Annotated in this window: 14 protein-coding genes; 7 read left to right on the forward strand and 7 right to left on the reverse strand. The window is 72.7% G+C overall.

The features are described 5' to 3' along the window. Positions 1 to 4: 4 nt before the first annotated feature. The 3 genes from ACIBJH_RS12145 to ACIBJH_RS12155 are packed head-to-tail and all read right to left on the reverse strand — an operon-like array spanning position 5 to position 1,760. A complete protein-coding gene (locus ACIBJH_RS12145) occupies positions 5 to 721 on the reverse strand; it encodes an ABC transporter permease (RefSeq protein ID WP_399116738.1) in 717 nt (238 codons plus the stop codon). Next, complete coding sequence (locus ACIBJH_RS12150; protein ID WP_399116739.1) at positions 718 to 849, reverse strand: hypothetical protein; 132 nt, start codon at positions 847 to 849, stop codon at positions 718 to 720. Before ACIBJH_RS12150 ends, ACIBJH_RS12145 begins: the two co-directional genes overlap by 4 nt. Further along, a complete protein-coding gene (locus ACIBJH_RS12155; RefSeq protein ID WP_399116740.1) occupies positions 849 to 1,760 on the reverse strand; it encodes an ABC transporter ATP-binding protein in 912 nt (303 codons plus the stop codon). The genes ACIBJH_RS12150 and ACIBJH_RS12155 overlap by 1 nt, the downstream gene beginning before the upstream one ends. Positions 1,761 to 2,017: 257 nt before the next feature. Here ACIBJH_RS12155 and ACIBJH_RS12160 point away from each other — a divergent pair, with 257 nt between their 5' ends. The 3 genes from ACIBJH_RS12160 to ACIBJH_RS12170 are packed head-to-tail and all read left to right on the forward strand — an operon-like array spanning position 2,018 to position 4,953. Continuing rightward, positions 2,018 to 2,878, forward strand: a complete 861-nt coding sequence (locus ACIBJH_RS12160; protein ID WP_399116741.1) for a MaoC/PaaZ C-terminal domain-containing protein — start codon at positions 2,018 to 2,020, stop codon at positions 2,876 to 2,878. A 38-nt stretch (positions 2,879 to 2,916) separates the two neighbouring features. Beyond that, positions 2,917 to 3,993, forward strand: coding sequence for a Zn-dependent alcohol dehydrogenase (locus ACIBJH_RS12165; protein ID WP_399116742.1), 1,077 nt, complete (start codon positions 2,917 to 2,919; stop codon positions 3,991 to 3,993). A gap of 9 nt (positions 3,994 to 4,002) precedes the next feature. Beyond that, positions 4,003 to 4,953, forward strand: a complete 951-nt coding sequence (locus tag ACIBJH_RS12170; RefSeq protein WP_399116743.1) for a 3-oxoacyl-ACP reductase — start codon at positions 4,003 to 4,005, stop codon at positions 4,951 to 4,953. A gap of 67 nt (positions 4,954 to 5,020) precedes the next feature. On the opposite strand, the gene ACIBJH_RS12175 is transcribed toward ACIBJH_RS12170, so the two are convergent. After that, positions 5,021 to 5,179, reverse strand: a complete 159-nt coding sequence (locus ACIBJH_RS12175) for a hypothetical protein (RefSeq protein ID WP_399116744.1) — start codon at positions 5,177 to 5,179, stop codon at positions 5,021 to 5,023. A gap of 125 nt (positions 5,180 to 5,304) precedes the next feature. Then, a complete protein-coding gene (locus ACIBJH_RS12180) occupies positions 5,305 to 6,594 on the reverse strand; it encodes a hypothetical protein (RefSeq protein WP_399116745.1) in 1,290 nt (429 codons plus the stop codon). Between the two features lie 197 nt (positions 6,595 to 6,791). Here ACIBJH_RS12180 and ACIBJH_RS12185 point away from each other — a divergent pair, with 197 nt between their 5' ends. The 3 genes from ACIBJH_RS12185 to ACIBJH_RS12195 are packed head-to-tail and all read left to right on the forward strand — an operon-like array spanning position 6,792 to position 9,615. Beyond that, positions 6,792 to 7,679 carry a Nif3-like dinuclear metal center hexameric protein gene (locus ACIBJH_RS12185; RefSeq protein WP_399116746.1) on the forward strand — a complete coding sequence of 296 codons (888 nt, stop codon included), beginning with the start codon at positions 6,792 to 6,794 and terminating at the stop codon, positions 7,677 to 7,679. Next, entirely contained in the window at positions 7,676 to 8,419 is a 744-nt protein-coding gene (locus ACIBJH_RS12190; RefSeq protein ID WP_399116936.1) for a zinc ribbon domain-containing protein, read from the forward strand. The genes ACIBJH_RS12185 and ACIBJH_RS12190 overlap by 4 nt, the downstream gene beginning before the upstream one ends. A 29-nt stretch (positions 8,420 to 8,448) precedes the next feature. After that, entirely contained in the window at positions 8,449 to 9,615 is a 1,167-nt protein-coding gene (locus ACIBJH_RS12195; RefSeq protein WP_399116747.1) for a bifunctional RNase H/acid phosphatase, read from the forward strand. On the opposite strand, the gene eda is transcribed toward ACIBJH_RS12195, so the two are convergent. Both eda and yaaA read right to left on the reverse strand, forming a co-directional pair. After that, entirely contained in the window at positions 9,590 to 10,228 is a 639-nt protein-coding gene (gene eda / locus ACIBJH_RS12200; RefSeq protein WP_399116748.1) for a bifunctional 4-hydroxy-2-oxoglutarate aldolase/2-dehydro-3-deoxy-phosphogluconate aldolase, read from the reverse strand. The genes ACIBJH_RS12195 and eda overlap by 26 nt on opposite strands. Positions 10,229 to 10,306: 78 nt before the next feature. Then, positions 10,307 to 11,089 carry a peroxide stress protein YaaA gene (yaaA, locus tag ACIBJH_RS12205; protein WP_399116749.1) on the reverse strand — a complete coding sequence of 261 codons (783 nt, stop codon included), beginning with the start codon at positions 11,087 to 11,089 and terminating at the stop codon, positions 10,307 to 10,309. Positions 11,090 to 11,165: 76 nt separating this feature from the next. On the opposite strand from yaaA, the gene ACIBJH_RS12210 reads away from it, so the two are divergent. Then, on the forward strand, positions 11,166 to 12,632 hold the full coding sequence (locus ACIBJH_RS12210) for an RNB domain-containing ribonuclease (protein ID WP_399116750.1): 1,467 nt from the start codon (positions 11,166 to 11,168) through the stop codon (positions 12,630 to 12,632). Positions 12,633 to 12,641 lie beyond the last annotated feature (9 nt).

Here is a 12,641-nt window from a genome sequence, read left to right on the forward strand (position 1 = left end):
CCGGTCACACGGTCCGCCCGGTCCGGCGGTACGCCAGCACAGCGTACGAACCGAAGGCGAGCAGCCAGGCCGTCAGCACCACGATCGCGCCGAGTGCGGGGGCGTGCCCGTCGGCGACGGAGGTGCCGAGCTGGGCGAAGCGGTTGGTGGGGGTGTAGGCGGAGACCGTGCGCAGCCAGCCGGGGAAGAGGCTGATCGGGAACCACAGGCCGCCGATCACCGCGAGCCCCAGGTTGCAGGCCATGTTGGCGACGCCGGTGGTCTGGGAGGTGAGGCCGTAGCCGTTGCCGAGGCCGAGCAGGGTGAAGGGGACCGAGCCCAGCCACAGCAGCAGCGCGATCAGCGCCCACTGCCAGGCGGCCAGCCGTACGCCGTTGACCAGGCCGCCCGCCGCGAGCACCGCGACGATCGCCGGCAGCACGGTCACCGAACCGGTCAGCGCTCGCCCCAGGACGACCTGGCGTGGGGTCATCGGCGTCACCCGCAGCTGCCGCAGCCAGCCGATCGCCCGGTCCTCGGCGACCCCGCCGCCGGTGTTGAGCGCGGAGCCGACCGCGCCGTAGGCGGCCATGCCGACCATCGCCGTGGCCTGGTAGCCGCTGTCGTCGCCCCCGAGGTTCGTGAACAGCAGATACATCATCACGGGCATCGCGATCCCGCCGATCACGAAGCCGATGTCACGCAGGGTCCGGCGGACTTCGAGGCGCAGGTAGTCGATCATCGGACGGTCTCCGTGTCCTTCAGTGGTACCGGGGTGGCGCCGAGGCGGCGGCCGGTGCGCGGGCCTCCGGCCACCGGGCCGGGATCACGCAGGGACAGGCGGTTCGCGAGCCGCAGGCGGTCGAGCATCACACCGTCTCCAGCTCGCGTGCCGTCAGTGCCAGGAACGCGTCGTCCAGCGACGCCGGCGTGACCTCCAGGCCGTGGATCGCGTCCAGGTCCGCCAGCGCGCGTACCGTCGCGTCCGAGTCGTCGGTGCGCAACAGGGCGCGGTCGCCCCGGACTTCGAGGGTGCGTACGCCGGGCAGCCGGTCCAGGCCCTCGGTGGGGCGGCCCGCCAGGTCGATGGAGACCAGGCTGCCGCCGGCCGCCCGCTTGAGCTGTTCGCCGGTGCCGTCGGCGACGATCCGGCCGCGGTCGATGACGACGATCCGGTCGGCGTGCGCGTCGGCCTCCTCCAGGTAGTGCGTGGAGAACAGGACCGTGTGGCCGCGCCGCGCGAAGCCCCGCATGGACTGCCAGAACGCGTGCCGCGCCTCCACGTCCAGCGCGGCGGTCGGCTCGTCCAGCACGATCAGTGAGGGGTTGCCCGCCAGCGCCACGGCGAACCGCACCCGCTGCGTCTGCCCGCCCGACAGCCGGTCCACCCGCCGCCCGGCCAACTCGCCGATCCCGGCCAGCTCCAGGGCCCGCGCGATCGGCATCGGCGCCGGATAGCGCCGGGCGACGAACGCGACCAGCTCGCCGACGGTGACCCGGGGCACCGCCCGCGCCTCCTGCAGCATCGCCCCGACCAGGCCACCGCGGACGGCCGACTCGGGTGCCGCGCCGAACAGTTCGACCGTGCCGGCGTCGGGCGCGTTCAGCCCGAGCAGCAGCGAGATCGCCGTCGACTTGCCCGCGCCGTTGCGCCCGAGCAGCGCGACCGTCTCGCCGCGCCCGATCTCCAGGTCCACCCCGTCGACGGCGCGCACCGCGCCGAAGGTCTTGACCGCCCCCGCGAAGGACACCGCGCGCTCTGTCCCACCTGTCTGTGTCATGGGTACGACGCTACGAACTCGCACCCCCTGTCCGGCAGATGCGCTTGTACGGACTCGGGCAGGACAAATGTCACCGGTCCTCAGCCGCGGAAACCGGACCTGACACAGTGTCAGGAGCCTTCACAACTGCCGGGTGCTGGGCTATACAAGGGTCGCCGGACTGGAACGCGTTCTAGGTCGGCCCGTGACGACCTCGGTGCGGCCGACGGTGCGGACGGCCGCACCGAGGTCTTCGACCACCGGCGATCAGGAGCCCCATGCCCATCGACGCAGCCCTGGCCCTCGCGGCCGAACCCCGGACCGGCGAGATCTCCTGGACCACCAAGGACGTCCAGCTCTACCACCTCGGCCTCGGCGCGGGCACCCCGGCGACCGACCCCGACGAGCTGCGCTACACCCTGGAGTCCCGGCTGCACGTCCTGCCGAGCTTCGCCACCGTCGCGGGCAACGGATCGCCCGGCGTGATCAGCGGCCTGTCCATGCCCGGCATCGAGGTCGACCTCGCCCGCGTCCTGCACGGCGGCCAGTCCCTGCGCCTGCACCGGCCCATCCCGGCCCAGGGCACCGCGACCAGCACCGGCCACATCGCCGCCGTCTACGACAAGGGCAAGGCGGCCGTCCTCGTCATGCGCACCGAAGTCGCCGACGCCGACGGCCCGTTGTGGACCAACGACGCGCAGATCTTCGTACGGGGAGAGGGGGGATGGGGCGGCGACCGCGGGCCCTCCACCCGCCTCGAACCGCCAACGGGCGCCCCCGACAAGGTGGTCGAGCGTCCCATCCGCGAGGACCAGGCCCTCCTCTACCGCCTCTCCGGCGACTGGAACCCGCTGCACGCCGACCCCGAGTTCGCCAAGGTCGCCGGGTTCGACCGGCCCATCCTGCACGGTCTTTGCACCTACGGCATGACGCTCAAGGCCGTCGTCGACACCCTGCTGGACGGCGATGTGACCCGGGTACGCGGCTACGACACCCGGTTCGCCGGAGTCGTCTACCCCGGCGAGACGCTGCGCCTCCGCATGTGGCGCCTCGGCGACACCGAGGTGCGGGTCGCGGTGAGCGCCGTGGAGCGGGACGACGCACCCGTCCTCGCCGACACGACCGTCGAACACTCCTGAACCAGGCCCGAGTTGAGCAGAGTCGAGGGGAGCGCCCCATGCGCGCAGCCGTACTGCACGAGATAGGCCAGGACAAACTGGAAGTCCTCGACGACGTCGAGACGACGGGATTCGGGCCCGGCCGGGTCAGGATCCGGGTGCGCGCCACGGGGCTGTGCCACTCGGACCTGTCCGCGATGGCCGGCGTCCTGCCGCAGCCGGCACCGTTCGTGCCCGGCCACGAGGGCGCGGGCGAGATCCTCGAAGTCGGCGAGGGCGTCAGCCACTTGAAGCCCGGCGACCGGGTCGTCGTCTGCTGGCTGCCGGCCTGCGGTGTGTGTGCCGCCTGCAAGCGCGGCCAGACCCAGCTGTGTCTGGCCGGCTTCATGAACGCGGGCACCCCCAACTTCAAGCGCCCCGGCGGCGATGTCTTCGGCTTCGCGGGCACCGGCACCTTCGCCGAGGAGGTCGTCGTCGACGCGGGCTGCGCCGTGCCGATCCCCGACGACGTGCCCTTCGACATCGCGGCCCTCATCGGCTGCGGCGTCACCACGGGACTCGGCGCCGCCCTCAACACCGCCGACGTGGAGGCCGGTTCGTCGGTCGCCGTGATCGGCTGCGGAGGTGTCGGCATCTCCGCGATCCAGGGAGCCCGGCTCAAGGGCGCCGCCGAGATCGTCGCCGTCGACCCGGTCGCCTCCCGCCGCGAGGCCGCGCTCAAGTTCGGTGCCACCAGGGCGGTTTCCCCGGACGAGCTGCCCGCCGCCAAGCAGGAGGTCACCGCCGGCGAGGGCTTCGACTACGTCTTCGAGGTCGTCGGCCGCTCCGCCACCGCCCGCACCGCCTACGAGAACACCCGGCGCGGCGGCACCCTCGTCATCGTCGGCGCGGGCGCGCTCGACGACTTCCTCCAGCTCAACATGTTCGAGCTGTTCTTCGACGAGAAGCGCATCCTGCCCTCGATGTACGGCGGGGGAGACGTGCTGCGCTCCTACGAGCGCACGATCGCCCTGTGGCGAGCGGGCCGCGTCGACCTGGAGAGCCTGATCACCCACCGGGTGCCGCTCGCCGACATCAACGAGGCCCTGGACCAGATGCGTTCGGGGACGGCCCTGCGCACCTGCATCGAGATCTGAAGGCCGGTCATGACGCTGCCACTTGAGGGCCTGGTCGCGATCGTCACCGGCGCCGGACGCGGACTCGGCCGGGCCGAGGCGCTCGAACTCGCCCGGCTCGGCGCGGCCGTGGTCGTCAACGACTACGGCCAGCCCGGCCGGGACGGCTCCGGCGAGGCCTCCGCGGGCCCCGCCGAACGGGTCGCCGCCGAGATCCGCGAGGCGGGCGGCCGGGCCCTCGCCCACACCGGAGACGTGGCCGACACCCAACAGGCCCGCGAACTGGTCGAGTCGGCGGTCGACGAACTCGGCGGGCTCGACATCCTCGTCAACAACGCGGGCATCCTCCGTGACCGCATGGTCTTCTCCATGACGGAGGGCGAGTGGGACTCGGTGATCCGGGTCCACCTCAAGGGCCACTTCAACACGACCCACTTCGCGTCCGCGCACTGGCGCCGCCGCTCCAAGGAGACGGGCGCGCCGGTGTACGGGCGGATCGTGAACACCTCGTCGGAGGCGTTCCTCGCCGGCTCCGCCGGACAGCCCAACTACGCGGCGGCGAAAGGCGGAATCGTCGGCCTGACCACCTCCACCGCCCTCGCGCTGGCCAAGTACGGCGTCACCGCGAACGCCATCTGCCCGCGCGCCCGCACCCGGATGACCGAGGACGTCTTCGCCGGTTTCCAGGAACCCGACGACGGCCTCGACCCCCTCGCCCCCGAGCATGTCGCCCCGCTCGTCGGCTACTTGGCCTCACCCGCCGCCGCCCGGATCAACGGACAGCTGCTCGTCGTGCACGGCGGCATGGTCGCGATCGTCGAACGCCCGCAGGTGCAGGCCAAGTTCGACAGCAAGCAGGACACCTTCACCTACGACGAGCTGGACGCCGTACTCACTCCGCACTACGCGAGGCGACCGGCGGGGGAGACGTTCGCGGCGGCCGAGGTGCTCGGGCTCAAGCGGGAGCCGGGCGGAGCATAGGGGACGCGACGGCCCCGCCCGTCCGAGGACGAGCGGGGCCGTGTGGTGCAAGGTGCCTGACGTACCGTCAGGCGTTCGCGTAGTCGGACTGCTCCGACGGCTTGCGGTGGCGGCCGTGGGTGGCAGCGTCGCCGTCCTGCGCCGAGACCGGGCCCCGGTGCTTGCCGTGGCCGGAGGTGTCCTGGGCGTCGGCGGACATCGTCTGTGCGGTGTTCGTGTCGTTCATCGGAAACTTCACCCCGTAGTAACAAGATCCTTCATACAGCTCGGCGATCTTATCCAGCCGTTCCGGGGCCGACGCGAGGCGGACCGCCGTCCGGAACGACTTCGTTACCGAGCCGCACCACTTTGTTACCCGACCGCCACCCGGCCGTTGAGCGGCGCCTCCCGCAACGGCACCGGACGCGGCGCGACCGGCACCGGAGGATCCGGTTCGGACGGTGGAGACGGCTCGGGCGCGGCCTCCCCAGGCGCGCCCACCGTCCCGTCCCGAACCGGATCCCCCGGGCGTGTTTCCCCCGTACCCCCCGTTTCCCCCTTTACCCCAGGGATCCCCCCGGCCCCCGGGCCCCCGTTGTCCCCCGCCCCCCTGGGCACCGCCAACCGCAGCACACCGCACGGCACTTCCCGTGTGGCGTACGGCAGTTGCAGCACCCCGTCCTCGCTCCACAGCCCGGCGCCCGCCAACCACCCCTCGGGCGCCGGGAGTTGGAGCAGCTGCCGGTCCGAGGGCCGCCAGACGCCGAGCCAGCTGCCGCCCGGCCCGTCGATGCGCAGCGCCACCCCGCAGTTCTCCGGCATCAGCACCTGCCCCGGCTGGATCGCGAACGGCGTCACCGTGCAGTCCGCCACCCGCAGGCACTCCGGGAACCGCACCGGCAGCGTGGAGCCGATCACCCCCCAGCCCAGCCGCTCCTCCCGCCCCGGCGACGGCGCGTCCGAGCGGATGAGGAGCAGCCCGCTGTCGGGGTCGGCCGCGAGCAGCCGGTCGTCGCTGTCCGCGGCGATCTGCAGCAGCGGCGACACCTCCCCGTCCCGCTCCAGGTCGACCACGATCGCCTTGGTCCGCCCGCCGACCTCCCGGTCCAGCGCCAGCATCCGCCCCGCCCGGTCCAGCCAGACCCCGCCCGAACAGCGCCCCGGCACCATCGCGAGATGCTCGGGCCCGAAGGCACCCCCCGCCACCAGCCACACGGCCGTCGACCGCCGGCCCACGGCGAGGGCGTACGCCTTCTCGCCGCCCGGCGCCGGCGGCAGCAGCCGCAGCCGGGTGTCCGGGTCCGGGCACTCGATCGCGCCGAGCGGCAGCTCACCGGTGCCCGGGCCGGTCGGGTAGAGCAGCGAGAGCGTGTGCCGCCCGTCGACCAGCCGCCGGATGAGCACCCGCCCGTCGCCCATCGGCTGCACCTCGCTGCCAGGCTCCTCCGGTTGGTTGCCGGGCAGCGGCACCGCGTACGGCTCCGGGCCGTCCAGGGTCCACCGCTCCGGGAACAGACAGTCGCCGGCCGGCGCGAGACGGGCGGCGTACGCCCCGTCCGCGCTGATCGCGCACGCGGTGCCCGCGGCACCGTCGGTCCGCGTCTCCCCGTCCGTCTCCCCGTCCTCGTCCGCCGCCGTGGGCTCGATCGCACAGGCCGTCATGGTTCGGTCACCTCCGGCGACGAAACTAGTTTTCGTACGTACGGACGTGGGACCGATGAGCAGCCTCATCACACATAAGGGTGGCCAAGTAACGATTCGCCTGAGGAAACCGGGGCCGGTGTGCTGAACGGGACCGTAGGCCGTCTACGGCCGCTTCAGCGGTTCAGCCCCGCAGTGCGGCCAGGTAGCCTTTGCCCGTGCCCCGTCAGCCCGTATCCCGTCAGTCCGCACCCCGCCTGTCCGAAGTCGTCGCCGCGCTGGAGAACCTGTGGCCCGCCGAACGGGCCGAGTCCTGGGACGCGGTCGGCACGGTCGTGGGCGACCCGGATCAGGGCGTCACGCGCGTGCTGTTCGCCGTGGACCCGGTCCAGGAGATCGTCGACGAGGCGGTGAAGCTGGGCGCCGACCTCCTGGTCACCCACCACCCCCTCTACCTCCGCGGTACGACCACGGTCGCGGCCTCCACCTTCAAGGGCCGCGTGGTGCACACCCTGATCAAGCACGACATCGCGCTGCACGTCGCCCACACCAACGCCGACCGCGCCGACCCGGGAGTCTCCGACGCCCTCGCGGGCGCGCTCGACCTCCGTGTCGTACGCCCCCTCGTGCCGGACCCCACCGACCCCGACGGCCGCCGGGGCCTCGGCCGCGTCTGCGAGCTGGACCACCCGCTCACCGTCCGCGAACTCGCGGCCCGCGCCGCCGAGCGACTGCCCGCCACCGCGCAGGGCATCCGCGTCGCCGGCGACCCCGACGCCCTGGTCCGCACGGTCGCCGTCAGCGGCGGCTCCGGCGACAGCCTCTTCGACGACGTACGCGCGGCGGGCGTCGACGCCTTCCTCACCGCGGACCTCCGCCACCACCCGGTCTCCGAGGCCCGCGCCCACAGTCCTCTCGCGCTGCTCGACGCGGCGCACTGGGCCACCGAGTGGCCCTGGTGCGAGCTGGCCGCCGCCCAGCTCGACGAGATCTCCGACCGCGAGGGATGGGACCTCAGGGTCCACGTCTCCAAGACGGTCACCGACCCCTGGACCGCCCACGCGGCGTCCTCCGCCACACCTGACCCACTGGGAGCCCCCAACTGAACGCCGCGCCCGCCGACCAGATCCGACTTCTCGACGTCCAGGCCCTCGACGTACGCCTGCAGCAGCTCGCGCACAAGCGCAACTCCCTGCCCGAGCACGCCGAGATCGACGCGCTGACCAAGGACCTCACCCAGCTGCGCGACTTGCTCGTGGCCGTGCAGACCGAGGAGAGCGACTGCGCCCGCGAGCAGACCAAGGCCGAGCAGGACGTCGACCAGGTCCGCCAGCGCGCCACCCGCGACCAGCAGCGCCTCGACTCCGGCGCCGTCACCTCGCCCAAGGACCTGGAGAACCTCCAGCGCGAGATCGTCTCCCTCGCCAAGCGCCAGGGCGACCTGGAGGACATCGTCCTCGAAGTCATGGAGCGCCGTGAGTCCGCACAGGAGCGCACCGCCGAACTGACCGAGCGGGTCGGTTCCGTGCAGGGCAAGATCGACGACGCGACCGCCCGCCGCAACGCAGCCGACGAGACCCTCGGAGCCGACGAGGCCAAGGCCGAGAAGGAGCGCGAGGTCATCGCGGCCACCATCCCCGCGGACCTCCTCAAGCTCTACGACAAGCTGCGCCAGCAGCAGGGCGGCATCGGCGCGGCCAAGCTCTACCAGCGCACCTGCCAGGGCTGCCGCCAGGAACTCGCCATCACCGACATCAACGAGATCCGCGCGGCGGCCCCCGACACGGTGGTCCGCTGCGAGAACTGCCGCCGCATCCTGGTGCGCACGTCCGAGTCGGGTCTGTAAGCCCTCACGTCGTTCAAGGAGCGTTCGCGGTGCGGGAGTTCATCGTCGAGGCCGACGGCGGTTCCCGGGGCAACCCGGGGCCCGCGGGCTACGGCAGCGTGGTCATCGACGCGACGACGGGGGAGACCCTGGTGGAGGAGGCCGAGTACATCGGCGTCGCCACGAACAACGTCGCCGAGTACCGAGGCCTGATCGTGGGCCTCCGCGCCGCCCACACCCTGGACCCCGTCGCCCGGATCCACGTCCGCATGGACTCCAAGCTGGTCGTCGAGCAGATGTCGGGCCGCTGGAAGATCAAACACCCCGACATGAAGCCCTTGGCGGCGGAGGCGGGTTCGGTGTTCCCGGTCGGGCAGGTGACGTACGAATGGATCCCGAGGGAGAAGAACAAACACGCGGACCGCTTGGCCAACCAGGCGATGGACGATGGCGGCGCAGCCGCCTCCCAGGGGCGCGGGGAACTGCGCGACCAACCCCCACCGGCCGCAACTGTGACGAAAACCGACAAAACTGACGTCCGAGCCGCCCGCAACGTGGCCGCCCCCAGCCCGGGTTGGGCCCCCGCAGACATGGGCGCCCCCGCAACGTTCGTGCTCCTCCGCCACGGCGAAACCCCCCTCACCCCCCAGAAGCGCTTCTCCGGCAGCGGCGGCACCAACCCCTCCCTCTCACCCGTCGGCCAGGACCAAGCCGCCCGCGCGGCAACCGCGTTGGCGGCCCGAGGCACCATCCAGCACATCCTCGCGTCCCCCCTCACCCGCACCCGCGAGACCGCCGCGGCCGTGGCGGACCGCCTCGGTCTGGACGTGACGATCGAAGAGGGCCTGCGCGAAACGGACTTCGGCGCCTGGGAGGGCCTCACCTTCGGCGAGGTCAGGGAGCGCTACCCGGACGACCTGACGACCTGGCTGGCCGACCCGACGGCCCAACCCACCGGCGGCGGCGAGAGTTTCGCGGCCACGGCAACCCGTATCGCCGCCACCCGCGACAAGCTGATCGCGGCCTACGCGGGCCGTACGGTCCTGCTGGTCACACACGTCACGCCGATCAAGACGTTCGTCCAACTCGCCCTGGGCGCCCCGCCGGAGTCCCTGTTCCGCATGGAACTCTCGGCGGCCTCCCTCTCCGCGGTGGCGTACTACGCGGACGGCAACGCGAGCGTACGGCTGTTCAACGACACGTCCCACCTGCGCTGAGCGCGGCCGCCTCGCGGGCCAGTGCCTCGATCCGCCCCCAGTCGCGCGCGGCCACCGCGTCCGCCGGGATCATCCAACTCCCGCCCACACAGCCGACGTTGGGCAACGCCAGGTATTCCGGCGCCGATTTGACCCCTATCCCACCGGTGGGGCAGAACCGCGCCTGCGGCAACGGCCCGGCCAACGCCCGGAGATACGCGGTCCCGCCCGCCGCCTGAGCCGGGAAGAACTTCATCTCCCGCACCCCGCGCTCCAGCAGCGCCACCACCTCGGACGTGGTCGACACCCCCGGCAGGAACGACACCCCGGACCCCCGCATCGCCTCCAGCAGCAGATCCGTCCACCCGGGGCTCACCAGAAACCGCGCCCCCGCCGCCACGCACTCCTTCACCTGCCCCGGAGTCAGCACGGTCCCCGCCCCGACCACGGCCCCCGGCACCTCGTCCGCGATCGCCCGCAACGCCTCCAGCGCGGCCGGCGTCCGCAACGTCACCTCGATCGCCGGCAGCCCCCCGGCGACCAGCGCCCGCGCGAGCGGCACGGCGTCGGCGGTGTCCTCGATGACGACGACGGGCAGGACGGGGGCGAGATCGAGCAGCGAGGAGGAAGCCATGGCCTCATCCTGCCGAGCGGAAGCAGTGTGCGCAAAGGTCATTGCACAGAATGCAACGCACGCTCGCCCTGGAAATGCTCAGTGAATCTCGTCCACCAGCACGTCCAGCGACCAGGCCCGCCCCGCCTGCCCGGGCGCCTCCGCCTCCACCTCGTACCCCAACTCCCGCAACGCGTCCACCAGTTCAGCGGGCGTCCCGGGCGCGGCCGAGGCGCTCAACAGGCTGCGCACGATCCGCCCCTTCGTCGCCTTGTTGAAGTGGCTGACGACCTTCCGGGTCGGCGCGTGCAGCACCCGTACGGTCGCCGTCCGCCCCGCGACCTCGCCCTTCGGTTTCCACGCCGCCGCGTACGCGGAGGACCGCAGATCCAGCACCAGCCCGTTGCCCGCGGCCTCGGGCAGCACGGCCGCCATCGGCGCCCGCCAGTGCGCGCCCAGCGCCCCGAGCCCGGGCAGCCGTACCCCCATCGAGCAGCGGTACGACGGGATCCGGTCCGTCACCCGCACCGCGCCCCACAGACCGGAGAAGACGAGCAGAGAGCGCGCGGCCCGCTTCTTCGCGGCGGGTTCGAGGGAAGCCAGGTCGAGGGCGTCGTAGAGGACACCCGTGTAGATCTCCCCGGCGGGGCGCGCGCCGGCGGTCCGCAGGCCGACGTTCTTCGCGATCTCGCCGCGCAGGCCCTCGCTCAGGCCGAGCACCTCGCGTGCCTTGTCCTCGTCGGCCGCGCACAGGTCGACGAGTTCGTCGAGTACGGCCGCGCGGGCGTCGGCGAGTCCCGGCAGCGACAGCGATTCCGGCTTGAGCGGGGCACCGCGGCCGGAGGAGGCCTTGCCTTCGGAGGGCGGCAGCAGGACGAGCACGGTGGGTTTCTCCTTACGGTGGGTGCTGCGCCAGCGTAAAGGGTGCGACCGGGCGGATTGTGCCTACGCTCGTGTCATGCCCCGCCGCCGCATCCGGGTGACCGGCACCCCCGAAGCCCCGCTCCGCGCCGCCCTCACCGCGCTCCGCACCGAACTCGGCGTACCCGAGAGCTTCCCGCCGGAGGTGCTCGCGGAGGCGATGGGGGTCCCCCCGTTCGAGCGGAGCCGAGAATGGGGGAGGGCCGCCGCGGCGCCGCTGCCGGCGCTCCCGGACGCCACCGACATCCCCTTCTTCACCGTCGACCCGCCCACGTCCATGGACCTCGACCAGGCGATGCACCTGTCCCGCCGGGGGAGCGGTTTCCGGGTGCGGTACGCCATCGCCGACGTCGCCTCCTTCGTCGCACCCGGCGGAGCGCTCGACGCGGAGGCCCACCGCCGCGTCACCACCCTCTACTTCCCCGACGAGAAGACCCCGCTGCACCCGCCCCTGCTCAGCGAGGGCGCCGCGAGTCTGCTGCCGGACGTGACCCGGCCGGCGGTGCTGTGGACGATCGACCTGGACGCGGACGGCCGTACGGTCGCCGTCGACGTCCACCGGGCGCTCGTCCGCAGCCGGGCCAAGCTCGACTACGCGACCGCGCAGCGACGGATCGACACGGGCACCGCCGAGGAACCGGTCGCGCTACTCAAGGACATCGGCGAGGCCCGCGAACGCCTGGAGGTCGAGCGCGGCGGCATCTCCCTCAACGTGCCCGAGCAGGAGATCGTCGAGCGCGACCACACCTACGAACTCGCCTACCGTGCCCCGCTCCCCGCCGACGGCTGGAACGCCCAGATCTCCCTCCTGACCGGCATGGCCGCCGCCGACCTGATGCTCACGCACGGCACGGGCGTCCTGCGCACCCTGCCCGCCGCCCCGGACGGCGCCGTCGGCCGCCTGCACCGCACCGCGCACGCCCTGGGCATCGACTGGCCGCACCATGTGTCGTACGCGCAGCTGATCCGCTCCCTCGACCCGCGACTCCCGCACCACGCGGCCTTCCTCCAGGAGTGCACGACCCTCCTGCGCGGCGCGGGCTACACGGTCTTCCAGGGCGGCGACCTCCCGCCCATCACCACCCACGCGGCGGTGGCCGCCCCCTACACCCACTGCACGGCTCCGCTACGACGGCTGGTCGACCGCTACGCCGCCGAGATCTGCCTCTCGCCCGCGTCCCCGCCCGCCTGGGTCCTGGCCGGCCTCGACGCCCTGCCCAAGGAGATGGCGGACGGCAGCCGCCTCGCGGGCACGGTCGAGCGCGAGTGCGTCGACGTCGTCGAGGCGGCCCTGCTGAAGGACCGTGTCGGCGACCTCTTCGACGGCTATGTCGTCGACGTGGAGGAACGTCAACCCACCGTAGGGAAGGTGCAGTTGGACGCTCCGGCCGTCGTCGCCCGGCTGGAGGGCGGTGCGACTCCGCTGCCGCTGGGGGAGCGGCTGCGGGTCCGGCTCACGCAGGCGGACCCGGGGACGTCGAAGGTACGGTTCGCGCCTGCCTGACCGCGGTCA

Origin of the sequence: Streptomyces sp. NPDC050548, from assembly GCF_044457385.1 — a bacterium.
Classification (GTDB): domain Bacteria; phylum Actinomycetota; class Actinomycetes; order Streptomycetales; family Streptomycetaceae; genus Streptomyces.

Coding starts and splice junctions, on each gene's coding strand:
- ACIBJH_RS12155 (WP_399116740.1), bottom strand. CDS start 1,760: ATGACACAGACAGGTGGGACAGAGCGCGCGGTGTCCTTCGCGGGGGCG.
- ACIBJH_RS12150 (WP_399116739.1), bottom strand. CDS start 849: ATGCTCGACCGCCTGCGGCTCGCGAACCGCCTGTCCCTGCGTGATCCC.
- ACIBJH_RS12175 (WP_399116744.1), bottom strand. CDS start 5,179: ATGAACGACACGAACACCGCACAGACGATGTCCGCCGACGCCCAGGAC.
- eda (WP_399116748.1), bottom strand. CDS start 10,228: ATGGCTTCCTCCTCGCTGCTCGATCTCGCCCCCGTCCTGCCCGTCGTC.
- ACIBJH_RS12165 (WP_399116742.1), top strand. CDS start 2,917: ATGCGCGCAGCCGTACTGCACGAGATAGGCCAGGACAAACTGGAAGTC.
- ACIBJH_RS12160 (WP_399116741.1), top strand. CDS start 2,018: ATGCCCATCGACGCAGCCCTGGCCCTCGCGGCCGAACCCCGGACCGGC.
- ACIBJH_RS12145 (WP_399116738.1), bottom strand. CDS start 721: ATGATCGACTACCTGCGCCTCGAAGTCCGCCGGACCCTGCGTGACATC.
- ACIBJH_RS12170 (WP_399116743.1), top strand. CDS start 4,003: ATGACGCTGCCACTTGAGGGCCTGGTCGCGATCGTCACCGGCGCCGGA.
- ACIBJH_RS12210 (WP_399116750.1), top strand. CDS start 11,166: ATGCCCCGCCGCCGCATCCGGGTGACCGGCACCCCCGAAGCCCCGCTC.
- ACIBJH_RS12180 (WP_399116745.1), bottom strand. CDS start 6,594: ATGACGGCCTGTGCGATCGAGCCCACGGCGGCGGACGAGGACGGGGAG.